This is a genomic window from Paraburkholderia sp. BGA-UO-ETr-F12, from assembly GCF_059567945.1.
Map to the genome: position 1 here is coordinate 1 of NZ_JCAQOZ010000052.1, position 22,541 is coordinate 22,541.

Below are 22,541 nucleotides of genomic sequence, written 5' to 3' on the forward strand. Positions count from 1 at the left end.
ACTGTTCAAGCAGCTCGGCGGGAATTGCCGGCAGGTCTACCGGCTTGGCTTTCGGTTTGCGAGGCATAGTCACTCCTTGGCGACATGTTATGCCTCAAACACGAAATTACTGACAGGCCCCGCATCGTGGCACCTTTCATCGCACTGCCGTTATCCGAGTGCAGCACCAGCGCATGCCCGGCGATGCCTTCGCGCAAACATCCCTTGTGCAGCAGATCGCTCGCGTGCTCAGCCGACTCCTGCTCCCACACCTCGTTCATCACCAGCTTGCGGCTGTAGATGTCCTTCATCATGTACCAGTAAAAGTACCGGCCCCTGACCGTGGTCGGCATCCACGTAATATCCCAGCACCACACCTGATTCGGACCATCGGCACAATGCGTCGTGAGCGTGCGTCGTTGCGGGGCCTTTGCCCGTCCCCGACGCTGTCCCTGTCCCGCCGCTTTCAGGATCCGGTAGAACGTGGATTCGCTGGCCAGATAAACCCCTTCGTCGGCCAGTTTCGGCACGATCTGGTGCGGTGTCAGACTCGCATAATCCGGATGGTTGGCTGCATCAAGCACGGCCTGGCGCTCTGCCTCATCCAGCTTGTTGGGAGGCGCTTCACGCCGCGCCAGCGTGCGGCCGTCCTGCGGCGCCTCGCGCCAGCGCTGGACACTGCGCACGCTGATCCCCAGTTGCTCACACGCACGCGCACGGCGTGCCCCCTGCTGCACAGCTTCATCGATCAACTGCATGGCTTCATCGCGATCCGGGTTGCTGATCAGTCTTCCTCTTCCTTGCCCCAGATCGCGTCGGCTTTTTTTCGCAGGTTCAGCAACGCCGCCGCCTCCGCACGGGCCGCATCAGCGCGTTTGAGCTGACGCTCCAGTTCGCGGATGCGTTTTTGCGCCGCCTTCGCTTCATTGCGCTGCGCCGCCGTCAGCTTCGGCTCAGGCGCGCCGTTGGCCTGCTCACATGCCTCGCGCCACTGCCGGATCTGCTCCGGATAAATGCCCTTGCTGCGACAGTACTGTGAAGTCTCGATCTCGCTTAGCGACGCCGTCTCCAGCACCACCCTGAACTTGTCAGCGCTCGACCACTGATCGCCTGTTTTGCCATTGCCCGGCATGAATTGCCCCGCCTGTCTTGCGTTCTGCCGCCAGGCGCGTAGCGTCACCGTCGTGATGCCCGTCGCTCCAGCCAGCTCGATGACCGCACGATTGAACGGCGGCATCATCTGTTTGACTACCCATTCCCGCGTTTGCGCTGAATAACGTTTCATCTTCCATTCGCTGTCCGCCCCCCATCTTTACATCAATCGGTTCGGGTGAGGCGACAACTAGCCTGACATGGGGGGCCTGCCGCAAAGAAAAGTAGGTGCTGCCCCGCACAGGGGCAACGCTAATAGACCACTAACAATTCAAGGAAAGGCCAACAACCCTAAGACCAAGACCAAGACCAAGACCAAAACCAAACCACGCGCCGCAAAGGCAAAAAAACTTGTCCACATAATTTGTGCCCAAGCCTGTGGACAACCTGCGCACAGCCTCGCCAAGTGCTTGATGCCACAGGTCTATCCCCCACAGGCTCAGCCGCAGGCAAAAGCCCCTCCCTGTGTTAAAAAGAAACCCCACCCTTTGCCACTCGTCGAGGCCCCCGCATGTCCTCCGTCATGGCTTTCAAACTCGTCCTGCTGTCGCTCGCCGCGATGGTCGGCCTTGAACTGCTGGCCAAGCGGCTCCGGCTCCCACCCGCCGCGGCGCTTCTAGTCGGCGGCGCCGCAATGGCCTTCGTGCCGGGCCTGCCCCCCATCAACCTCGATCCCGAACTGGTCCTGATCGTGTTCCTGCCGCCACTCCTCATGGACGGCGCCTACTTCTCCGTATGGGACGAGTTCAAGCGCAATCTCGGCGGCATCCTGCTGCTCGCAATCGGCGCCGTCGCCTTCACGACCCTTGCGGTCGGCCTGGTCGTCCATTGGGTCGTGCCGGCGCTCCCGTGGGGCGCATGCTTCGCGCTCGGCGCAATCGTCTCGCCACCTGACGCCGTCGCGGCAAAAGCCGTGCTCGAACGCGTCGCGCTACCACGCCGGTTGATGGTGCTACTCGAAGGCGAGAGCCTGCTCAACGACGCCGCCGGCATTGTCCTGTTCCGCTTCGCCGTCGCGGCCACGTTGACGGGCACGTTCAGCGCACAACATGCGATCGGACGATTTGCGGTGCTCGGACTGGGTGGCGTCGCAGTGGGCATCGCAGTCGGCTTTGTGGTCGTCAGGTTGCTGCGCTATCTCGACGACGCGTACCTGATCATCACCGCATCCGTACTTTCCGCGTGGATCAGCTATATCGCGGGCGACATGCTCGACGTGTCAGGCGTGATCGCCACCGTCAGTTGCGGCATGGTACTCGGCTGGCACCAGCATGAAATCTTCTCGGCTTCGGTGCGCACGCGCGGCACAGCCTTCTGGCAGATCCTGATCTTCCTGATGGAAGCGCTGGTTTTCATTCTCATCGGGCTGTCACTACGCAGCGTAATCGTGCGGCTAGGCGGGGTCGGCGATACGCTGGTCGCATTGGCTCCGGCCGTTGGCGCGGTAATCGCGGCAGTCGTGCTATCGCGCTTCGTATGGGTATTCGCCGTCGAAATGTTGAAGGGACTGGTCTGCAAGCTGATGCGGCGCGCAAACATTGCGCTCGACTGGCGCTCGGCAACCGTGACGAGTTGGGCCGGCATGCGTGGCGTGGTGACACTGGCAATCGCGCTCTCGTTGCCCGAGGCATTGCCCGGGCGCGATCTGATTCTGGTCGCTTCGTTCGCGGTCATTCTGGTAACGGTGCTGGGTCAAGGCACAACGATCGGACCGTTGATTCGCTGGATCAATCCCGACCACGCCTCCGAGAGAAATGAGCAGCATTTGACCGAACCTCAAGCATGGGCGAGGCTCGAAGCGACGCAGCTTGCAGCGATCCAACCGCTCGTGCACGACGCCCAGGGACAAGTGATCCATCCACGCCTGCTGGAGCAATATAGCTATCGGGCACGGATGACCGAAGCCTACCAGGATGTGACGGAATATCCCTCCGATGTTCGATCCGCGCACTACGACGTCGTGCTTGCCGCCGTGGCGGCAGGTCGCCGCGAGTTGTTGCGGATGCACCGGTCAGGGTTGATTCATGATGAACTGCTAACCGTGCTTGAGCGGGATCTCGATTTGCAGGAAATCGCAGCCTTGCATGGCAGAGGATGACCGACACGCGTCTGCCATCAGTCGAGACGTGTGCCGGTCGAACCGTGGCGGGCTCAATGGCCTTTGAAAATATCGAGCAGTTGACTTTGCATCTGCATCATCTCGTGCGCATGCTTCATCTCCATCTGCGCCATGGTGTCCTGATACTCCATGTCCATCTGCATCATTTTCTGCTGGATGGCGATGGCCTGAGTGCGCTGTTCAGGCGTCAGCTTGTCCATCATCATGCTGTACTCGGGGGGCATCAGGTAGGTGCCGGCACGTCCTATTCCTTGGGCTTGCACAGAACCCGCAGCAAGCGCGAGCGGCAGCAGTCCGCACATCAATACGGCTCGGATCGATTTCATGTCATCTCCAGTCTTACGTGAGTAGCCCGTCTTAAACACGGGCTACATAAGCGACGTTCGGTACTCAGACCGGCTTGCCGTGGTCGACCCACCGCACATGCCGGTTCTGAGGATGCAACACTCGGGGCTGGCCGCCATGCACGATCGTCCGGGTGTTTCAGAGGTTTAGTCGCTCGCGCCTACTGGAAATGACACGCCAAATGAATTTTATGTCGATGACCTTTCTTGTGTGGGGCTGTCACTTTCGCGCATTGCGTGCCGACTAATTAATCCTTCCACGCCGAGCCCAGAATCATCGTGCAGAAATTCTCCCGATGGTAATGCGGGTCTTTCAGCGCCAGCACGTCTGCCTTCACGTTGCCGAAGGTCGTCTCCGGTTTATGAATCGTGCCGTGCGCGAATGCGTCGATGATGCCTTCCTTGAAATGCGCGCCACGCGGATGGGCATGCGTAACCTCATGACGTTGCTGCTCGGTGAACTCGTCGTAAGCAAGGCCCAGCACGTCCATCTCCACGCCGGCCGTGACCAGCGCGACTACCGGCTTCATATATTGCGGAATCCCGGGCGTGGTGTGCAGCGCTATCGAGTTCCACACCTGCTCGATATCTTCTTCGCCGATACCATGCCGCTGCAAAAAATCGCGCGCCGCATTCGCGCCGTCCACCTCGAAGCGGTCATGCTCGCTGCTATATGGCGCCACGAGCCCCATGTCATGAAACATCGCGCCGATGTACAGCAGTTCGGGGTCGTACTTGAGCTGCTTGCGCGCGCCGGCCAGCGAACCGAACAGGAACACACGCCGCGAATGGTGGTAAAGCAATTCGGTTTCGGTATCGCGCACGAGTTGCGTGGCTTCGCGCGCCATCATGCTGTCGGGGATCCTGATGCCTGCGATCGTGGTCATGTTGAGTGCTCCATGAAAGACTTGAATGAACCGGACGCGCGATCTTTGTGACTGGACAGCGCGTTTGGTATGCTGGTCCGCGATGCTTTTTCTGACCGTTCAGGCAGCGCGTCCGATGAGCTTCAGTATTGGCCGGCGCGCTGTCGCGGGCAATCGCCATGGACCGCTGAACCCTGCCAAACGCACCGCGTTGACTGCCGCGGCAGTGCGGATTCCACCACCGTCAAAGGAAATCACCCGATGCCTACCGTTGCGATCGCGATTTTTCCCGGCGTGCAAGCGCTCGACGTCGCCGGTCCAGTCGATGTGTTTTCCGAAGCCAACCGGTTCCTCGCATCGCAAGATCACTACGAGGTCATGCTCCTTAGCGCGCAGCCCGGTCCATTGCGCGCGTCCAACGGCATGACGCTCGTCGCCGATGCCACGTTTGACCATGCGCATCGCCCGTTTGATCTTGCACTGGTTGCCGGCGGCCCCGCGCTGCCCGACGGCGCCGCGCCCGACTCACGTTTGCTGGAATGGCTATCGCAAGCCGCCACGCAGTGCGAGCGTTTTGGTTCGGTCTGCACGGGTGCGTTCGCGCTCGGCCATGCCGGACTGCTCGACGCGCGCCATGTCACGACGCACTGGCAGCACGCGGCACAACTCGCCGCGCAGTTTCCGCGAGCACATGTCGATTTCGACCGGATCTATCTGCGCGACGGCAACCTGGTCACATCCGCGGGCGTGACGGCAGGCATCGATCTGTCGCTTGCATTAGTCGCGGAGGACCACGGCCCGCACACGGCGCTCGCCGTCGCCAAACGGCTGGTGGTGTTCGCCCAGCGACAAGGTGGCCAATCGCAGTTCAGCCCCTATCTGACCGCCCCCGCCGATGAGACTTCGCCGGTCGCCAAGGTGCAGGCGCATGTGATGGAGCGGATTCGCGAGCGCTTCACGGTCCAACAACTGGCGGATGTGGCGGGAATGAGCGCACGCAATTTCGCACGCGTATTCGTGCAGGAAACCCAGGTGACGCCGCACGAATTTGTCGAGCGTGCCCGCGTGGATGCGGCGCGCAAACAGCTCGAAAGCAGCGGCGCGGCGCTCAAGACGATCGCCTACGATTGCGGCTTCGGCACCGCGGATCGGATGCGCATTGTCTTCATGAAGCGGATCGGCGTTACGCCGATGCAGTATCGCGAGCGCTTTCGCTCCACCTGATCTGGCCGAGAAGGTGAGAAGGGGATAAGAAGGGAACAGCGTTGCAGCGGCGGGATCGCCCGAACGCAACCTGACAATCAGCCTCGCTGCAAGCACCAAACGTTGCGTGCGAAAATAACGCTCTTCTCAAGCCAACGATCACAAGGAACGACATGTCCACCTCCTCTCCCATCCGCGCGATCGTTACCGGCCACACGCGCGGCCTCGGTGCAGCCCTTGCTGAACAACTGCTGGCGCGCGGCGTCGCGGTGCTGGGGTTGTCCCGCTCGCGTCATGCCACGCTCAAAGCGCGTTTCCCGGCACTGCTCGAAGAAATCGAACTCGAACTCGCCGATCCCACCCGCGTCGCGCAGTGGGTCGCAACCGAGGCGCTGCGCAACTTCGTCAGCGGTGCGCAAAGCGTACTGCTGATCAACAACGCAGGCATGGTCCAGCCGATCGGCCCGATCGAAGGCCAGAACGCCGCGGACATCGCGACCGCCGTGAGTCTGAACGTCGCCACGCCGCTCATGCTGGCAAGCGCGCTAGCCGCCGCCAGCACCGACGCGACCGATCGGCGCATTGTGCATATCTCGAGCGGCGCGGCGCGCAACGCGTATCCGGGTTGGAGCATCTACTGCGCAACCAAGGCCGCCCTCGATCATCACGCACGCGCCGTCACGCTCGACGCGAATCGTGCGCTGCGTATCTGCAGCCTGGCACCGGGCGTCATCGATACGAATATGCAGGCGGAGATTCGCGGCAGCGGCACCGAACAGTTTCCGATGCGCGAAAAATTCGAAGACCTCAAGCGCAATGGGCAGCTTTCGACGCCTGAACAATGCGCGACCCAGCTGCTCGACTATGCGTTCAGCGACGCATTCGGGCAAACGCCGGTGGCCGACATTCGCGAGGTGGCGAAGCAGGGCTGAACTGCGGTTTTCCTGCTCCCGTAAACCCTCACCTTTCGACGGATAAGCCGTCCTATCGTAACGCGTAGCAACGCATCGCATGCCGGCGAGATCATTGCATCTCGCCCGGCTCTTCTCCCGAAATCCAAACAACGCCCAGCACTTCAGCAGCACAATTCGAATGCATTTTTGTATTAATTAGTATCGCTAATTCAGAGATAAAACGAAACCGCCCTTATATGTGGGACACCCCTGCATAATTTGACGTAGCGCCATGCCGCTCATAAAGTTAACCGGCAACAATGCTTCTTTCTGGCTACACCGCCTGTTCAGAAAGCTGGAGTACGCGGGCCGTCCGCCAATTCCGCGAATGCATTACCGAGGAGACGATCATGAGCACCCCACCCAAGAAGGCGCTGCGCAGCCAGGCCTGGTTCGGCAAGGCCGACAAAGACGGTTTCATTCATCGGTCGTGGATGAAAAATCAGGGTTTGCCGCATCATCTGTTCGACGGCCGCCCCGTGATCGGCATCTGCAATACATGGTCGGAATTGACGCCCTGCAATGCGCACTTTCGCGAACTCGCCGAATACGTCAAGAAAGGTGTCTACGAAGCGGGCGGATTCCCGCTGGAATTTCCGGTCATGTCGTTGGGCGAATCGAATTTGCGCCCCACCGCCATGCTGTTTCGCAACCTCGCGTCAATGGACGTCGAGGAGTCGATTCGCGGCAATCCGATCGACGGCGTGATCCTGCTCTGCGGTTGTGACAAGACCACGCCCGCGCTGCTGATGGGCGCGGCCTCGTGCGATCTCCCCGCGCTGGCCGTCTCGGGCGGCCCGATGCTGAACGGCCGTTACCGTGGCGAAACCATTGGCTCGGGCACGGGCGTCTGGCAGATGTCGGAACAGGTGCGCGCTGGCACGCTCGACATGGCGCAGTTCATCGAGGCGGAAAGCTGCATGAACCGTTCGCGCGGCCACTGCATGACCATGGGCACGGCTTCGACCATGGCCTCCATGGTCGAAGCGCTGGGCATGGGCTTGCCGCACAACGCCGCGATTCCCGCCGTCGACGCGCGCCGCCAGGTGCTGGCGCATATGGCTGGGCGCCGCATCGTCGAAATGGTTCGTGAGGATCTGACCATGAGCAAGATCCTCACGCGTGAGGCGTTCGAAAATGCGATCCGCGTCAATGCGGCGATCGGCGGGTCGACCAACGCCGTGGTGCACCTGCTCGCAATTGCCGGGCGTATCGGCGTCGATCTGAAGCTGGAAGACTGGGAACGCGGCTCCGACGTTCCCTGCCTCGTGAACTTGCAGCCGTCCGGCGAGTTCCTGATGGAGGACTTCTATTACGCCGGTGGCTTGCCGGCAGTGCTGCGCGAACTCGGTGAAGCGCAACTGCTGCATCGCGATGCATTGACGGTCAATGGCCGCAGCATCTGGGAGAACGTCAGCCATGCCGAATGCTTCGACCGCAAAGTCATCTTTCCGGCGGCCGCGCCGTTCAAACCCAAGGCGGGGATCGCTGTACTAAAAGGCAATCTCGCCGTGGACGGCGCAGTCATTAAACCTTCGGCTGCTACGCCTGCACTGCTGCAGCATCGCGGCCGCGCCGTGGTGTTCGAGAACGTCGAAGACCTGCATGCGCGAATCAACGACGAAAATCTCGATATCGACGCCAGTTGCGTGATGGTGCTCAAAGGTGCGGGACCGAAGGGCTATCCGGGCTTCGCCGAGGTCGGGAACATGCCGCTGCCCACCAAGGTTCTGAAGCAGGGCATTACCGACATGGTGCGCATTTCCGACGGTCGCATGAGCGGCACGGCATACGGCGCGGTCGTGCTGCATGTGGCGCCTGAAGCGGCGGCGGGCGGCACGCTGGCGCTGGTTCGCGACGGCGACATGATCGAGCTAGACGTCGCCGGGCGGCGCCTGCATCTGGATGTCGACGACGCGGAACTGGCGCGCCGTCGCGCGGAATGGCAAGCACCAACGCCGCCCGCGCGCGGCTGGTACAAGTTGTATGTCGATACCGTTCAGCAGGCCAATCTCGGTGCCGATCTGGCGTTTCTCGTCGGTTCGAGCGGCGCGGCGGTTCCGCGCGATTCGCATTGAGCAAACGCAAGGCGCCAGCGCAGCAGCGGCCAGAGTAATGGCCGCCCGCCGCATGAAATCAAGGAGACGGAATGCAGTTGCAACATGAGGCCGTCGACGGCGATCGAGTCATTGAACGCGCCACGCTGAAGCTGATGCCGCTGCTCGGGCTGCTCTATTTGATCGCCTATATCGACCGGCAAAACATCGGTTTCGCCAAGCTGCAGATGGTGGCCGATCTCGGCATGAGCGAAGCGGCCTACGGTCTGGGCGCTTCGCTGTTTTTCATCGGCTATCTGCTGTTCGAGATACCGAGCAACGTCATGCTTGCCAAAGTCGGTGCGCGTCGCTGGTTCGCGCGAATCATGCTGTCGTGGGGCGCGGTCACGGTCGCGCTCGGCTTCACGCATAGCGCGGCGATGCTTTACATCCTGCGTTTTCTGCTCGGCGTTTGCGAAGCGGGCTTTTATCCCGGTGTGCTGTACTACCTGACGCTCTGGTTCCCCGCTCGCATCCGGGCAAGGCTGGTCGGCTATTTCATGATCGGCAGCGCGCTCGCCAATGCGATTGCCGCGCCGATCGGCGGTGTCCTGCTGGATTTCGACGGACTGCTGGGTCTGCGTGGCTGGCAATGGGTGTTCGTCGTCACAGGCATGGCGGCGGTGCTGATGAGTGCCGTGGTCTGGCGGCGCCTGCCCGAGACGCCGCGAAACGCGCCCTTCCTGAGCGAAGCCGAGAAGAACTGGCTGACTGACACGTTGCGAACAGAAGCCGCGCGCGTCGCACCGTCAGCTCATGGCAATCCGTTCGCGGTGCTGCTCGACGGCCGCGTCTTGCTCATGTCGTTCTATTTCCTGTTCTTCCCGCTGTCGGCGTATGGTCTCAGCTACTGGCTGCCTACGGTCGTCAAAGGATTCGGCGTCAGCAACACCGTCAACGGGCTGCTGAATGTCATTCCCTGGCTGATGGTCGGCGTTGCACTGTGGTGGGTGCCACGCCATTCAGTCGCGCGAAATGAGCAAACCTGGCACATCGTCGTGCCCGCGCTGTTAGGTGCGTTTTTCCTGTTGCTCAGCGTCTTCGTGCCTGGCCACGCGCTGCAGTTCGTTTGCCTGTGCTTAGCGGCAGCCGGCATGTTTGCCGGGCAGCCCGTGTTGTGGTCCCTGCCCAGCCGGTTTCTGACCGGCGCACGCGCCGCCTCGGGGCTCGCCGCGATCAACTCGATCGGCAACCTGGGCGGGTTCATCGCTCAGAACGTCGTGCCGATGATCAAAGACCGCACCGGCAGCGTGATTGCGCCAATGCTGTTTCTGTCGGCCTGCCTCGCGTTCGGCGCACTGATGACTTTCGTGATGCAGGCGGTCATCCGCCGGTCGGAACGTCGAGCGCAAGGTGCCGGGGCGGTCTCGGTCGACGACACCGGGCGGCGGCGCCTCAACCGTGTCAAGTAACGCCACCGCGCTCACTATTTCATCGTTGTGGAACCCGAAGCCATGAACCAGGCTACCCCCAATACCAGCAACATCGCTGGTATCTACCCGATCCTTTACGCCTTCTTCGATCGCGACAATCATCTGGACCGCGCGGGCATGCGTCGGCAAATAGAAGCCGCCGTGCGGGCACGGGCTCCCGGGGTCGCGGTGCTAGGGCTCGCCACCGAGGTCAACAAGCTCTCGCAAACCGAACGCGAACAGATCATCCGCTGGGCCATCGAGGATAGCGGGGGCGCGCTGCCACTGGTGGTGACGGTGAGCGGCAGTTCAGTCGAGTCGCAGCGCGATCTGGCTCACTATGCGCTCGCGCAAGGCGCCAGTTCGCTGATCCTGCAACCGCCCGCGCTGGCGGCCGGTGCAATGCCGCAACCGGAGGCATTCTATTTCGACTTCTTCGCCGCCGTCATGGAGGGACTCGATGCAAGGGTCGGCATCCAGAACGCACCGGAATATCTGGGCGTCGGCTTGTCCGCGGAAAGTCTCGAACGTCTTGCCGCCCAGTGTCCGAATTTTCGTTTGCTCAAGGGGGAAGGGCCGTCGATCGTGCTTGCGGAGACGGTAGCGCGGGTCGGACATCTGATGCCGGTGCTCAATGGGCGCGGCGGAATGGAGTTGCTCGATAACTTGCGTGCCGGCTGCGCCGGCATGATCGTCGCGCCCGACTGTTTCGACTGGCAGCAACGGATCTATCGGGCATTCGTCGGCGGCGACGTTGAGCAAGCCGAAGTGCTGTACCGGCAGGTGCTGCCGGCTATTGTCTTCGTCATGCAGTCGCTCGATACCTTGATCTGTTACGGCAAACGAATTGCTGCATGGCGAATGGGTTTTGACGTCCAGCACGATCGCGACACAAAATTGCTGCCCAGTCGTTTCGGTCTCGAAGCAGCGCGGCGCTTCGCCGAAATGCTCGGACCGCTGCCTTGATTCGCTTGCTCACACGCCGGGCGCAACCAGCGCGCCACGCTCGGCCGCCCCAATCTCGCCGTGCGGCACGAACACATAGCCGCGTCCCCACACGGTCTGCACGTAGCGCGGCTCGGAAGGATCGATCTCGATCAGCCGCCGCAACCGCCAGATCGAAACATCAAGGCTGCGCCCTTGATGCAATACGCTACTGCCGCGTAATTTCTCGTTGAGTTGCACACGCGTGAGCACGGTCATCGCGTGATTGACGAAGATTTTCAGCAACGCGAATTCCGAACTGCGCAACACAAAATGTTCGTTGTCGCGGCGCAGTTCACGCGCGGAGAAGTTCAGCTCGCAACGCCCGAAGCGATAGGGTGGCCGTGTTTCCGGCGCGCCTGGCGCGAGCGCGCCGCGCCGACGCAGCAACACGCGAATGCGGGCGAGCAGTTCGGCAGGGTCGGCGGGCTTGCTCATGAAATCGTCGGCACCGAGCTCGAGACCAATCACACGATCAATGGCCTTGCTGCTCTCCGACAGCAAAATCACCGGCGTGTCGTTGCCGCTCATGCGCAAGTCGCGCAACACGGCAAGACCGTCGCCGTGCGGCGCCGAGATGTCGAGCACCAGCAACGCCGGCCGCTCCATCTCGACCACGTGCTTTAGCCCCGCGCAATGCGGACGAGCGGACACTCCGCAGCCCTGTCCGCGTAAAGATTCGCCCACCACGGCCGTTAAGCCGCCGTCGGCGCCAACAAAAAGAATGTGCTGACTCATCCAACTGATTCCAGGAGACGATCGGTTTTCAGAGACAGGCGATGGCTTGCGGGAATAGCAAATCCGCTGACCGCTTGTCGTCCGCGTCGCCATCTTCCCTGTAGGCACGTCATGTCAAAACGCGGAACAGCCCCCAAGGTTGGCAATTTCTTCCCAACTCTTTCAATGCGGAACGTGGTATGGGGCACTCAAAACGCTGCTGCAGAATGCGTGCGCCGGCTCCCGAAAAGTCTCACCTTTGGCACGAAGCGGTGGGGGTTCGGCGCGAAGCACACCTCCGGTTACTCCCGAAAACGCTCACCTTTCGAGCTTGGGGGCAGGCCGCAAACGTATGCTGGGCGGGGCGCCGATACCAGCAAACGGGTCACTCCCGCAAACCCTCACCTTTGGAACGGCTCGGGTATTCTGCATACCCAGGTAAGCGATGGCGTGCCGGCCGGCATTGCGCGCGGCGATCGGCGAGGTGCTTTCGGAGCCTGCCGGAATCGGCACAGGGACGATGATGCCGTTGAACGGCACCATCCTTCGGACAATATCAGCCAGTCGAGCGTGAACCGATTTTTCCGCTCACCGCTTTGAGTCCAAAGCTCGCGACCAGCGAGAGCGCCGCGCACGCCGCCATGAAATACGCTGGCGCGGCAACATTCCCCGTCGACGAAATCAGCCACGTGGCGATCAACGGCGCGGTGCCGCTGAACACGGTAAAGCTGACATTGAAGGTCAGCGCCACGCCGCTGAAACGCACGCGCGTGGGAAACATGTCGGCGATGATGCAGGCGAACGTGCCGTTAGCCAGGCATGCGGCCACACCGGCTAACGCGAGCAGCAGCACGATGTCGGTCGTATGGCGGCTTGCTGCCAGATAGAACGGATAGCTCAACACCGCAAGCAGCAGCGAGCCGAAGCGCAGCACGAAACGCCTCGGCAGTTTGTCGCCAAGCCAGCCGGACAGCAGAATACCCGTCGACACCACCGCGAGACCAACGTTCTGGCCAATCGCCACGCGGCGCGGATCGTAATGCAACACGCGGTCGAGGTAGGCCGGCATGTGCGCGAACAGCAAGCCATTGAATGCGGCGACCACCGCAGTCGTGCCGATGCCGAGCAGCACGGGCCGCCAGTGCTCGCGCAGCAGTTCTGCCAGCGGATGCTTCGCGGCAAGATGCTTCATCTCGGCGAACGCAGGCGTTTCTTCGAGCTTGCGGCGCAGCCAGAAACTCAACAGGCCGATTGCACCGCCGAACAGAAATGCGATGCGCCAGCCGTACGCCGCGACGTCATCGCCGCTCAGAAAGCTGTGCACCGAGAGATTGACGGCTGCCGCCAGCAGCACGCCGGAGTTCACGCAGAAAAACACAATACCGCAAACGAGTCCCGCGCGCCGCGGCACCGATTCGACCACGTAGGTGATCGAGCCGGGTAACTCGCCACCGAGGCAGAAACCCTGCATGAGACGCAACAGGATCATCAGCAGCGTGGCGCTGATGCCCCATGTCGCGTAGGTCGGCACGATGCCCATGCCGAGCGTGCACATCGAAACGACGATCACTGAGACGATAAACACGCGGCGGCGTCCGTACCTGTCGCCAAAATAGCTGAGCACGATACCGCCGATCGGCCGCGAGAGATAACCGACTGCGAACACCGCGAACGAGAGCATCAAGCCGACAATCGGATCGTGCATCGGAAAGAACGCACGGCCGATGAACTGCGCGAAGATGCCATAGACGACGAAATCGTAGAACTCGAGCGCGCCGCCAAGACTCGCGAGTATGATCATGCGCCATTGCGAGCGGGTAAGCCGCGCCGGAGTTTCTTGCGAAAGACTGGCGGATTCAAGACTGGACATGGTGGTCTCCTGCTTAATCCTCGTTGTTGGTTTCCGGCTCATATGTCATGCGCTGATCGAGTAGAACCCGGACGATCTGCGAGATGTCTTCATCGCCGAGTCCCCGATCCACTGCTTCCTGCAAAAGCTTGCGTACCTCGCCGACCGCGCGCAACGGCGCGTTAGCCTCGCGCGCCAATTCCGCCACCGCGTCGAGATCCTTCAGCATCGTCCGGATCGTGCCCGATGGACTCGACGGCGGCGTCAGCATTCGCGGCATCAAGGTTTGCAGCAGCACCGAATCGGCCCAGCCGCCTCGCAAGGCGCCCGGCATTGCAGCGGCGTCGATGCCGGCGCGTTGAGCGAGAACGCAGGCTTCCGCAATACCCGCGATGGTCGTCACGACAATCGCCTGATTGGCGAGCTTGGTCGCCTGTCCCGCACCCGTGGCCCCCATGCGCGTAACACGCGAGGCATAAGCGCGCAGCAACGGTTCGACCGCGGCAATATCGCTCACGCCGCCGCCGCACATGATCGCCAGCGTGCCTGTCACCGCGCCTGCCGTGCCGCCGGACACGGGCGCGTCGATCCACGCGCCACCGGTCAGTTCGTGCCAACGCTGGGCGAGGCGCCGGGTCTCGGTGGGCGCGATGGTCGAATGGTCGACCACAAACCTCGGCGCGGTCGATGCATGCACGAGCCCCTGTGCGCCGAACACGACGTCTTCAACCGCGGGGCCATCGCCGAGACACAGCATCACGACGTCGCTTGCTTCGGCTAGTTGCCGGGGCGAGTCGCTGACGACACAGCCCTCTGCCGCCAGCGCCGCCAGTTTCGCCGGCGATCGATTCCACACCCGCAGCGCATGCCCGGCCGCGAGCAGGCGCCAGGCCATGGGCTCGCCCATCTTGCCGATGCCGCAAAAACCGACGCGCGGAGCATCCGGCGCGACGGCGGCGTTCATGCTTCATCCTCGCCGATAGACGCTTCATAAGGCCACTCCACCGCACCCGAGTGCGTCACCGCGCCAAGATTCGCCGGCCGCACCAGCGCTTCGTATTTCTCCAGTACGCCGCCGAGCCGACCCCGTGTGAACGGCACAACCTCGCTGTTGCGCCGCGCGAGTTCCGCGTCGCTCAATTCAACATCGAGCGTGCCTTTGTGCGCGTCGATATGGATCCGGTCGCCGTCCCTAAGCAATCGAATCGGGCCTCCCGCTGCCGCTTCCGGTCCGACGTAGCCAATGCACATACCGCGCGTCGCGCCGGAGAAACGTCCGTCGGTCAGCAGCGCGACTTTTTCGCCCATGCCCTGGCCGTAGATCGCCGCGGTCACGCTGAGCATCTCGCGCATACCGGGGCCGCCCTTCGGCCCTTCGTTGCGGATCACGAGCACGTCCCCTTCCTGATAGGTGCGCTTCGACACGACCGACATGCACGCCTCTTCGGTTTCGAACACCCGCGCAGTGCCGCTGAAGACCAACGATTTCAGGCCGGCGGTTTTCAGACACGCACCGTCTGGTGCGAGATTGCCGCGCAACACCACCAGTCCGGCGTTCTCGCTCAGCGGCTCGTTATACGGACGGACGACACGGCCATCCGGGCCCGCGAACGACTTCAACGCGGTTTCGAGCGTTTCGCCGGTTTGCGTCAACGTATCGCCGTGCAGGAAACCGCCCGCGAGCAGCGCATTCAGCACCGCCGGCACGCCGCCGACGTGATACAGGTCCAGCGCGAGATACTTGCCGCCCGGTTGCAGATCGCCGATCAGCGGCGTGCGAGCGAGTACCTCGGACACGTCGTCCAACGTAAAGCGGATGCCAGCCTCGTGCGCGATCGCCGGGATGTGCAGCGCCGCGTTGGTCGACCCGCCGGTGGCGGCGACGGCGGCGCACGCATTTTCCAGGCTCTTGCGCGTGACCAGATCGCGCGGCAGCGGACCACCGTTTTTCAGCGTATTCATGACGGTCTCGCCCGCACGGCGCGCAATCGCAATGCGCTCGCTGTAGACCGCGGGCACCATCGCCGAACCGAGCGGCGCGAGACCGAGCGTTTCGGCGACCATCGCCATCGTGTTCGCGGTGAACTGGCCGGGGCACGATCCCGCGCCCGGCGTGCAACGCTTCTCGATGCCGCGCAAGGTTTCGAGCGACATGTCCCCGCGTTGCGCCGCGCCGACCGCCTCGATCGCGGTCAGAATCGTCGCCTGCGTGCCGTCCGGTGCGATGCCCGGCAGCATCGCGCCGCCGAACAGAAACACGCCCGGCACGTTCACGCGCACCATGCCCATCAGAATGCCGGGCAATGTCTTGTCGCAACCGGCCACGCCGACGAACGCGTCATAGCAATGCGCGCGCACGAACACTTCGACGCTATCCGCGATGATCTCGCGCGAGACAAGACTAAACCGCATGCCCGAATGATTCATCGAGGTGCCGTCCGACACCGAAATCGCCGAGCCACGAATCGGCACACCGCCGCCCGCCGCGACACCGAGGCGCACGTTGTCGGATACCGCCGCGAGCGACATCGAGCATGGCGTGTTTTCGCCGAACGTATCGACAATCGCAACGAAGGGCTTTTCGATCGCGGCGTCGTCCATGCCGGTCGCTCGCAGGAAGGCGCGATGCGGTGTGCGCGTGATGCCTTCGGTGACGGTGCGCGAGCGGTGCTTGTGGAGGTTGCTCATGGTTTTTCCTGTCCGTATCCGTGTTCGTGGGCCGTACGTTCAGCCGTTCAGCAGCATGCCGTTCTCGGCCGCGATCACCTGGCCGGTCATCGAAGGCGCATGCGCGACGATGAACCAGGCCAGATCGGCGATCTCGCCGGGCTGCGACACGCGCTTGAGCGGCGCGACATTCGTCATGCTGTCGACGATCTTCGCGTACGCCTCCTCGCCTAGCACGCGACGCGGCAAACCGTCGTCCACCATGCCGGGCGCCAGCGCATTCACGCGGATGCGCGGCGCGAGATTGCGCGCAAGCGAGAGCGTCAGCGTATTGACCGCCCCCTTCGAGGCGGCATAGGCGATGGACGATCCCGTCCCGTTCAGCGCGGCCAGCGACGAGATATTGATCACCGACGTGCTATGCGCAGCGGTCGACGAATCGCGCAGCACGGGCACCGCGGCGCGCGTCATCTGAAACATGCCGATCAGGTTCACGCGATATACGCGCTCGAATTCCATGTCGTCGACGGCAGCCAGATCGCCGTGCGCAATGAAGCGCGTCGTGCCGGCGCAGTTGATCAGCGCGTCGATTCGGCGCCACTTCGAGACCACGGTATCGACCGCTTTCACGCAGGCCGCGTCGGAACCGACGTCGACGTCGAACACCAGCGTCTCGGCGCCAAGCTGTTTGCATTGCGCTTCGACGGCCAGCGCCGCTTCGCGCGTACTGTCGTCGAAATTACCAATCGCCACCGCCCAGCCGGCGCCCGCAAAGCGCAACGCGGTGGCCGCGCCAATCCCGGTAGCCGCGCCGGTGACCATACAAACCTGCTGCGTCATCCTTCTCTCTCCTCATGCTGTTTTACGCGCGGCCGGCATCGCCAGCGCGATCAGGGCGGCCAGCACCAGCGCGCAGGCGAGCACGATCATGCCGGGTAGCAGAGTGCCGGTCGCATCCTTCAGAAAGCCGATTACGTAGGGGCTCACGAAGCCCGCCAGATTGCCGGTGCAATTGATCACGGCAATGGCTGCCGCCGCGCCCACGCCGCCCATCAGCGCAGTCGGAATGCCCCAGAACACCGGTGCGATCGAATTGATGCCGATCGCCGCGACCACCAGCGCCGCCATCGAAAGCCACACGTGCTGGCCGAGCAGCACCGACGCCAGCATGCCGGCGGCACCCAGCACCGCGCACACCGCCACATGCTTGCGACGCTCGTCGTGCTTGTCCGCGTGACGCGCGATCAGGATCATCGCGACCGCGCTGATCAGCGACGGCACCGCCGACAGCAAACCGATATTTGCCACGCTCACCACGCCGCTCGCGCGGATCATCGTCGGCAGCCAGAAGACGAGCCCGTAATTGCCCATCGCGATGCAGAAGTACAGCAGGCCGAGCAGCCAGACCTTCGGGTTGGCAAATGCGCCGCGTACCGTTTGATGCGCACGGGTCTGCGCATCGGCTTCAAGATCGCGCGCGAGCAACGCCTTTTCCTCTTTGTTCAACCAGCTCACCGACTCGATGCGATCGTGCAGAACAAAGAACGCGACGATGCCCACCATCAGCGAAGCGAGTCCTTCGATCAGAAACAGCCACTTCCAACCAGCGAGCCCGTGCGCCCCGGCGAGTTGCTGCATGATCCAGCCCGACACCGGACCGCCGATCGCACCCGATACGGGAATCGCCGCCATGAATAGCGCGATGATCTGCGAGCGCCGGTTCGACGGAAACCACGTCGACAGATACAGCACGATGCCAGGAAAGAAGCCCGCTTCGGCAACGCCGAGCAGAAAGCGCAAGATGTAAAACGAGGTCGCGCCACTCGCGAACATCGTCAGACACGAGACGACCGACCACGTGACCATGATCCGCGCGATCCAGATACGGGCGCCGACGCGATGCAGGATGAGGTTGCTCGGCACCTCGAAGATGAAATAGCCCAGAAAGAAGATGCCGGCACCCGCGCCGTACACGGTCTCGCTCAACGAGAGATCGGTGAGCATCTGCAACTTGGCGAAGCTCACGTTCACGCGATCGATATAGGCGACGATGAACGCGAGAAACAGAAACGGCACGATGCGCCAGGCGAGCTTGCGGTACAACGCTACGCGTTCGGCGGATTCTGCGGGTTCCGCAGGCTTATCAGGCATAGCGGGCCGCTCGGCGCCGCCATATAGAGGGGTGCTCATGCTTGTCTCCTTCCGCGCGCTTGGATGCGCGCTGTGGTCGCGGCGATACGGCGTAGAGCGCGGCTCCGGTTATACCCTGAGTTATGCGGTCGGCACGCAACTGCTATGCTCGAGCCACCGGTTTCGCGCTCTACCGTCCAGCCGATGCTGAAGATTAGCCGGGTTGGGCGTCGCACCGCAAATCACTGTTTCGGTGCAAGTCATTACCATTCAGTTATGTTCATCGGGTCCCACACGAATGGCCAGCACCGAAAACGACGCAATCGATCGCTTCTTCCGCAACGGCCTGAAGCTGCCGCACCTGCGTATCCTGGTGAGCCTCGCGGAGCTCGGCCAGGTGACGCGGGTCGCGGCCGCTTTCCACGTCACGCAACCCGCCATTTCGAAGCAGATCGGCGAAATCGAAGAAGCGCTTGGCGTACCCGTCGCCCGGCGAGTCGGCAACGCGGTCGAGTTGACCAGCATCGGCAAGGTGATGGCCGCACGCGGCCAGGAAATCCTGCGGCACATCGAACTGGCGCGCCGCGACGTAAGCGCGCTGACCACCGGCACGGCCGGCCACGTCCGCTTCGGCGCGGTCGTGACGATTCCGCAGCCGCTGATCGCACATGCGGTCGAACTCTTCATGCGGCGTGCGCCGACAGCCACGCTGTCGTTCGTGGAAGCCACGCTCGACAAGCTGATCAAGATGCTCGACGAAGGCGAACTCGATCTCGCCTTGGGCCGCAACCGGGTCGCCGACAACCAGGACTTGCTGCGCCAGCAGACCTTGCATCGCGAGCCATTCGTGTTTGTCGTCGGCACGAGCCACCCGCTCGGCAAGGTAGACCTGCCGGTGAACTGGAACGATCTGCGCGCGGCGCGCTGGATCACGCCGCTGCGGGGTTCTCCCGCATTTGCGACGCTGGCCGAAACACTCGCCGGACAAGGTATTCCGCTCGATCGCGGCGCGGTCGAATCCAGTTCGTTGCCATTGAATCTGTCGCTGCTGATCCGCGGGGAGTTCGTGTCGATTCTGCCGCTGTCGATCGCCCGGCATCACGTGAGCCGCGGACGCATGCGCGTATTGCCGCTCGCGCCGCTCGAACCGTTAGGTGAAGTCGTACTGGTGTGGCGCGCGGATACTTCCGCGCCGGCAGCGGATCTGTTCAGCGAATGCTTGCGGGAATCGTCGTCGGAATTGCTGGATGGTGAGGCGGAATGATGCGCGTGGACTCACGTATCGCCGATTGGCTGTCGGCTCCCGAATAGTCTCACCTTTGGGCCATTTGAAGGCAAAAGGAAAGCCGGCTGCCATCAAGGCGGCCGGCTCATTCATAGGCAATCAGAATTTGTGGCGAATACCCACCACGGCGACTTCCTGGCTGTTCGTGCCTGAATTCACGCCGTAACTGCCAATCGACGCCTGCGCGCTCACCACGTTGCCTGCGGCGTTCAGCGTATTGCCGCTCGCCTTCTGGTACCCCGCCACCGCATACAGATCGGTGCGTTTGGACAGCGCGTAGTCCGCACCGAGGTTGACCTGGTTGTAGTGCGCCGAACTCGGGCCCGTCAACGACGTGTAGTTGTAGCCCACGCCCGTGCGCAAGGCCGGCGTGATCTGATAGTTGAAGAACACCGAGCCGTTGTTGAATTTGGCGGTGTTGTGGAACGCGGAGAACGCGTCGTTCGCATACTGCGTGTTCGAGTAGGCCGCACCGAACGTTGCCGCGCCGATCACATACTGCCCGCCCACACGCACGATCTGAATCGACTTCGCGCTTGCAAAGCCCGCGTTGATGACCGTGTTGAACAGCGAATCGGAACTACTGCTCCAGGTGCGCACATTCGCCGTCGTGGCGTTGCCGCCGTTCGCGTAGAAGTAACCCGCGCCGAGCGACAACGGGCCATTCGCATAAGCCGCGCCGAAGCTGTAGGTCTGGCCGCTGCCCGTCGCACCCGCCACGCCGCCCACGCCGTACAACGCCTCGACCTGGAAGCCCGCGAACAGCGGACTCACGTATTTGACCGAGTTGCTGATACGCAAACTGTTGTCGTAGTTATCCAGATCGCCCGGCGTGGCGAAGATGCCGCCGAAGTAGTTGTCTTCCGTGAGACCTTGCACCAGGTCCACGACCGGATCGTATTGGCGTCCGAGCGTGATCGTCCCCCACGTGCCGCTCGACAAGCCGACCACCGCCTTGCGGCCGAATTCGCGGCTGCCTTGTCCCAGCGCGCCCGTGCCGACGTTGAAGCCGTTCTCGAGCTGGAATACCGCGGCCAGACCGCCGCCCAGGTCTTCCGTTCCCTTGAGACCCCAGCGGCTGCCGGACAGGTTGCCGCTGCTGAACTTCACGAGCGTCGACTGATTCTGGCCGCTCGCGTTTTGTGCGTTGTGTACGTAAGCGATACCGGCGTCGACGATACCGTACAGCGTCACGCTGCTTTGCGCCTGAGCGCTTGCCGCAAGCAAAAGACCGGCGGGTAATGCGAGGAGAGAAAGACGTTTCATTTTCAGGTTCCCGTGTCAATGTTGTATTTGTTTAAATCTGGCGACACGATACGAGACGCGTCTGTCCCGGCAAACCAAGTAATTCTTCGATGAATATGAACGTGCCGGTAGCGTGGCCGCTGCCAAGGTCACGCATTGGCGCGATGTCACGCCGGGACAGCGGACGATTCGGAGAGTGCGTATTTCGAGGTCGCGAGGACCGCGGCGGGAACGGGGACATGGGCGCGCCGCAACAACGCGCCGCTGCGGAACATCAGCAGGTCGCCAGGTTCGCAGGCCGTCCATACTTCGTCGGTGAGCGGCGTGGTGGCAATCACCGCGGTGCGATCGGCCGGCGTGCCACGCTCGGCGAAATCCACCGAGAGGTCGCCGTCGACGAGACGCGCGCTGGAAAACGGCCAGTGACGTATCACGTACGAAAGGCGCGTCGAGCAATACGCGAATTGTGCCGAGCCGTTCGACAGCACGAAGTTGAAAATGCCATACGGGTTCAGCGTGCGGGTGGCCTGCTCGATCAGGTCGAATAGGGCATCGACGTCGTCGACGTCCGCGTGCATCTCCGCTTGAACGGCGAAATGCGCGTAGAGGCGATTCATGATGAAGCAGAAGGCCGCTTCGCTATCGGTCGTGCCGACCGGCGCATAGGGCCCGTGTTCCGGCTCGTTCGCATCGCCGAGCGGTTGAAGGTCGCCGTTATGCGCGAACACCCATTGCTGGCCGCGTAACTCGCGCATGAACGGATGGCAGTTCTCCACCCGTGCGCCACCTTGCGTCGCCTTGCGAATATGCGCGACGACATTGCGCGACTTGATCGGATAACTCTTCAGAAACTCGGCCACCGGCGAGCGGTACGCCGGCTTTTCATCGACGAACACGCGGCACGCGCGGTCTTCGTAGAACGCCACGCCCCAGCCGTCGACATGATGGTCGGTGAGCCCGCCGCGAGCAGCAAAACCCGTCAGCGAGAAACTGACGTCTGTAGGTTCCGCGCAGCTAAGGGCGAGCAATTGGCACATGCTCGCAGACTAGCGTGTTTCAGGCGCCGCCGTTATAGCGAATCATGCTTTGCAAATCACCCGCGCGCGGGCTCCCGAAAACTCTCACCTTTAGCCGGATCGGGATGCTTGCAGCGCCTTAGCCTGCCAGCTTGCGGAACGTTTCCAGCACCGCGTCGCCCTTGAACGGCTTGACGATCCAGCCCTTCACGCCCGCCGCCTTGCCACGCTCCTTCATGGCCGGGCTGCTTTCGGTCGTCAGCATGATGACGTTGACGGTCGTGTTCGCGAGCTCGCCGCGAATCTTCTCGACCATCGTCAGGCCGTCCATGTTCGGCATGTTGACGTCGCTGATCACCAGCTTGATGCCGGGGCTGGCCTTCAGCTTGGCGAGGCCGTCCTTGCCGTCCACCGCCGTGTCGACGTCCAGACCGTTTTTCTTCAGAAAGCCGGCCACTTCGTCGCGCACCGTGCTCGAATCATCCACCACCAGAATTTTCGACATGTTTTTTCCTATGACAACA

19 protein-coding genes and 1 pseudogene are annotated in these 22,541 nt (G+C 62.4%); 7 read left to right on the top strand and 13 right to left on the bottom strand.

Annotated elements, in window-relative coordinates:
• Positions 1-128: 128 nt before the first annotated feature.
• Positions 129-737: pseudogene (locus tag AC57B6_RS23520) on the bottom strand (DDE-type integrase/transposase/recombinase); the annotation flags it as partial.
• A 26-nt stretch (positions 738-763) separates the two neighbouring features.
• Entirely contained in the window at positions 764-1,264 is a 501-nt protein-coding gene (locus AC57B6_RS23525; RefSeq protein WP_025648124.1) for a transposase, read from the bottom strand.
• 378 nt (positions 1,265-1,642) lie between these two features.
• On the opposite strand from AC57B6_RS23525, the gene AC57B6_RS23530 reads away from it, so the two are divergent.
• Positions 1,643-3,229, top strand: a complete 1,587-nt coding sequence (locus tag AC57B6_RS23530) for a Na+/H+ antiporter (RefSeq protein WP_183797077.1) — start codon at positions 1,643-1,645, stop codon at positions 3,227-3,229.
• A gap of 53 nt (positions 3,230-3,282) precedes the next feature.
• Here AC57B6_RS23530 and AC57B6_RS23535 read toward each other — a convergent pair whose 3' ends face one another.
• Both AC57B6_RS23535 and AC57B6_RS23540 read right to left on the bottom strand, forming a co-directional pair.
• Positions 3,283-3,576, bottom strand: coding sequence for a hypothetical protein (locus AC57B6_RS23535; protein WP_028196015.1), 294 nt, complete (start codon positions 3,574-3,576; stop codon positions 3,283-3,285).
• A 266-nt stretch (positions 3,577-3,842) separates the two neighbouring features.
• Entirely contained in the window at positions 3,843-4,481 is a 639-nt protein-coding gene (locus AC57B6_RS23540) for an HD domain-containing protein (protein WP_496422201.1), read from the bottom strand.
• Between the two features lie 240 nt (positions 4,482-4,721).
• Here AC57B6_RS23540 and AC57B6_RS23545 point away from each other — a divergent pair, with 240 nt between their 5' ends.
• The 5 genes from AC57B6_RS23545 to AC57B6_RS23565 all read left to right on the top strand — a co-directional run bounded on the left by AC57B6_RS23545 (position 4,722) and on the right by AC57B6_RS23565 (position 11,090).
• Positions 4,722-5,684 carry a GlxA family transcriptional regulator gene (locus tag AC57B6_RS23545; RefSeq protein WP_030102286.1) on the top strand — a complete coding sequence of 321 codons (963 nt, stop codon included), beginning with the start codon at positions 4,722-4,724 and terminating at the stop codon, positions 5,682-5,684.
• 152 nt (positions 5,685-5,836) lie between these two features.
• A complete protein-coding gene (locus AC57B6_RS23550; protein WP_028196012.1) occupies positions 5,837-6,595 on the top strand; it encodes an SDR family oxidoreductase in 759 nt (252 codons plus the stop codon).
• Positions 6,596-6,966: 371 nt separating this feature from the next.
• On the top strand, positions 6,967-8,694 hold the full coding sequence (locus AC57B6_RS23555) for an IlvD/Edd family dehydratase (protein ID WP_496422202.1): 1,728 nt from the start codon (positions 6,967-6,969) through the stop codon (positions 8,692-8,694).
• A gap of 71 nt (positions 8,695-8,765) precedes the next feature.
• Positions 8,766-10,124: an MFS transporter gene (locus AC57B6_RS23560; protein WP_496422203.1), complete on the top strand. Its 1,359-nt coding sequence runs from the start codon at positions 8,766-8,768 to the stop codon at positions 10,122-10,124.
• Positions 10,125-10,166: 42 nt separating this feature from the next.
• Positions 10,167-11,090 (top strand): dihydrodipicolinate synthase family protein, encoded by a 924-nt coding sequence (locus tag AC57B6_RS23565; RefSeq protein WP_444514249.1) that lies wholly within the window; start codon positions 10,167-10,169, stop codon positions 11,088-11,090.
• A gap of 9 nt (positions 11,091-11,099) precedes the next feature.
• Here AC57B6_RS23565 and AC57B6_RS23570 read toward each other — a convergent pair whose 3' ends face one another.
• The 6 genes from AC57B6_RS23570 to AC57B6_RS23595 form a co-directional block, all read right to left on the bottom strand.
• A complete protein-coding gene (locus AC57B6_RS23570; RefSeq protein ID WP_030102290.1) occupies positions 11,100-11,846 on the bottom strand; it encodes a winged helix-turn-helix domain-containing protein in 747 nt (248 codons plus the stop codon).
• A 535-nt stretch (positions 11,847-12,381) separates the two neighbouring features.
• The gene (locus tag AC57B6_RS23575; RefSeq protein WP_496422204.1) at positions 12,382-13,695 is read right to left on the bottom strand and encodes an MFS transporter; all 1,314 of its coding nucleotides are present in this window, start codon (positions 13,693-13,695) and stop codon (positions 12,382-12,384) included.
• 13 nt (positions 13,696-13,708) lie between these two features.
• The gene (locus tag AC57B6_RS23580; protein ID WP_496422205.1) at positions 13,709-14,638 is read right to left on the bottom strand and encodes an NAD(P)-dependent oxidoreductase; all 930 of its coding nucleotides are present in this window, start codon (positions 14,636-14,638) and stop codon (positions 13,709-13,711) included.
• Positions 14,635-16,362, bottom strand: coding sequence for a dihydroxy-acid dehydratase (ilvD, locus tag AC57B6_RS23585; protein WP_496422206.1), 1,728 nt, complete (start codon positions 16,360-16,362; stop codon positions 14,635-14,637). The genes AC57B6_RS23580 and ilvD overlap by 4 nt, the downstream gene beginning before the upstream one ends.
• A 39-nt stretch (positions 16,363-16,401) precedes the next feature.
• The gene (locus tag AC57B6_RS23590) at positions 16,402-17,181 is read right to left on the bottom strand and encodes an SDR family NAD(P)-dependent oxidoreductase (protein WP_030102294.1); all 780 of its coding nucleotides are present in this window, start codon (positions 17,179-17,181) and stop codon (positions 16,402-16,404) included.
• A 12-nt stretch (positions 17,182-17,193) separates the two neighbouring features.
• Positions 17,194-18,531: an MFS transporter gene (locus AC57B6_RS23595; RefSeq protein ID WP_081923073.1), complete on the bottom strand. Its 1,338-nt coding sequence runs from the start codon at positions 18,529-18,531 to the stop codon at positions 17,194-17,196.
• A gap of 238 nt (positions 18,532-18,769) precedes the next feature.
• On the opposite strand from AC57B6_RS23595, the gene AC57B6_RS23600 reads away from it, so the two are divergent.
• Positions 18,770-19,735: a LysR family transcriptional regulator gene (locus AC57B6_RS23600; RefSeq protein WP_496422207.1), complete on the top strand. Its 966-nt coding sequence runs from the start codon at positions 18,770-18,772 to the stop codon at positions 19,733-19,735.
• A 120-nt stretch (positions 19,736-19,855) separates the two neighbouring features.
• Here AC57B6_RS23600 and AC57B6_RS23605 read toward each other — a convergent pair whose 3' ends face one another.
• From AC57B6_RS23605 to AC57B6_RS23615, 3 genes are all read right to left on the bottom strand, one after another.
• Positions 19,856-21,022 carry a porin gene (locus AC57B6_RS23605; protein ID WP_496422208.1) on the bottom strand — a complete coding sequence of 389 codons (1,167 nt, stop codon included), beginning with the start codon at positions 21,020-21,022 and terminating at the stop codon, positions 19,856-19,858.
• 146 nt (positions 21,023-21,168) lie between these two features.
• Entirely contained in the window at positions 21,169-22,038 is an 870-nt protein-coding gene (locus AC57B6_RS23610) for a class II glutamine amidotransferase (protein ID WP_496422209.1), read from the bottom strand.
• 118 nt (positions 22,039-22,156) lie between these two features.
• On the bottom strand, positions 22,157-22,522 hold the full coding sequence (locus tag AC57B6_RS23615) for a response regulator (RefSeq protein ID WP_030102299.1): 366 nt from the start codon (positions 22,520-22,522) through the stop codon (positions 22,157-22,159).
• Positions 22,523-22,541 lie beyond the last annotated feature (19 nt).

Excerpts from the sequence above, each read along its gene's own strand:
- AC57B6_RS23525 (WP_025648124.1), bottom strand. The coding sequence starts at position 1,264 with ATGAAACGTTATTCAGCGCAAACGCGGGAATGGGTAGTCAAACAGATG.
- AC57B6_RS23530 (WP_183797077.1), top strand. The coding sequence starts at position 1,643 with ATGTCCTCCGTCATGGCTTTCAAACTCGTCCTGCTGTCGCTCGCCGCG.
- AC57B6_RS23535 (WP_028196015.1), bottom strand. The coding sequence starts at position 3,576 with ATGAAATCGATCCGAGCCGTATTGATGTGCGGACTGCTGCCGCTCGCG.
- AC57B6_RS23540 (WP_496422201.1), bottom strand. The coding sequence starts at position 4,481 with ATGACCACGATCGCAGGCATCAGGATCCCCGACAGCATGATGGCGCGC.
- AC57B6_RS23545 (WP_030102286.1), top strand. The coding sequence starts at position 4,722 with ATGCCTACCGTTGCGATCGCGATTTTTCCCGGCGTGCAAGCGCTCGAC.
- AC57B6_RS23550 (WP_028196012.1), top strand. The coding sequence starts at position 5,837 with ATGTCCACCTCCTCTCCCATCCGCGCGATCGTTACCGGCCACACGCGC.
- AC57B6_RS23555 (WP_496422202.1), top strand. The coding sequence starts at position 6,967 with ATGAGCACCCCACCCAAGAAGGCGCTGCGCAGCCAGGCCTGGTTCGGC.
- AC57B6_RS23560 (WP_496422203.1), top strand. The coding sequence starts at position 8,766 with ATGCAGTTGCAACATGAGGCCGTCGACGGCGATCGAGTCATTGAACGC.
- AC57B6_RS23565 (WP_444514249.1), top strand. The coding sequence starts at position 10,167 with ATGAACCAGGCTACCCCCAATACCAGCAACATCGCTGGTATCTACCCG.
- AC57B6_RS23570 (WP_030102290.1), bottom strand. The coding sequence starts at position 11,846 with ATGAGTCAGCACATTCTTTTTGTTGGCGCCGACGGCGGCTTAACGGCC.
- AC57B6_RS23575 (WP_496422204.1), bottom strand. The coding sequence starts at position 13,695 with ATGTCCAGTCTTGAATCCGCCAGTCTTTCGCAAGAAACTCCGGCGCGG.
- AC57B6_RS23580 (WP_496422205.1), bottom strand. The coding sequence starts at position 14,638 with ATGAACGCCGCCGTCGCGCCGGATGCTCCGCGCGTCGGTTTTTGCGGC.
- ilvD (WP_496422206.1), bottom strand. The coding sequence starts at position 16,362 with ATGAGCAACCTCCACAAGCACCGCTCGCGCACCGTCACCGAAGGCATC.
- AC57B6_RS23590 (WP_030102294.1), bottom strand. The coding sequence starts at position 17,181 with ATGACGCAGCAGGTTTGTATGGTCACCGGCGCGGCTACCGGGATTGGC.
- AC57B6_RS23595 (WP_081923073.1), bottom strand. The coding sequence starts at position 18,531 with ATGAGCACCCCTCTATATGGCGGCGCCGAGCGGCCCGCTATGCCTGAT.
- AC57B6_RS23600 (WP_496422207.1), top strand. The coding sequence starts at position 18,770 with ATGGCCAGCACCGAAAACGACGCAATCGATCGCTTCTTCCGCAACGGC.
- AC57B6_RS23605 (WP_496422208.1), bottom strand. The coding sequence starts at position 21,022 with ATGAAACGTCTTTCTCTCCTCGCATTACCCGCCGGTCTTTTGCTTGCG.
- AC57B6_RS23610 (WP_496422209.1), bottom strand. The coding sequence starts at position 22,038 with ATGTGCCAATTGCTCGCCCTTAGCTGCGCGGAACCTACAGACGTCAGT.
- AC57B6_RS23615 (WP_030102299.1), bottom strand. The coding sequence starts at position 22,522 with ATGTCGAAAATTCTGGTGGTGGATGATTCGAGCACGGTGCGCGACGAA.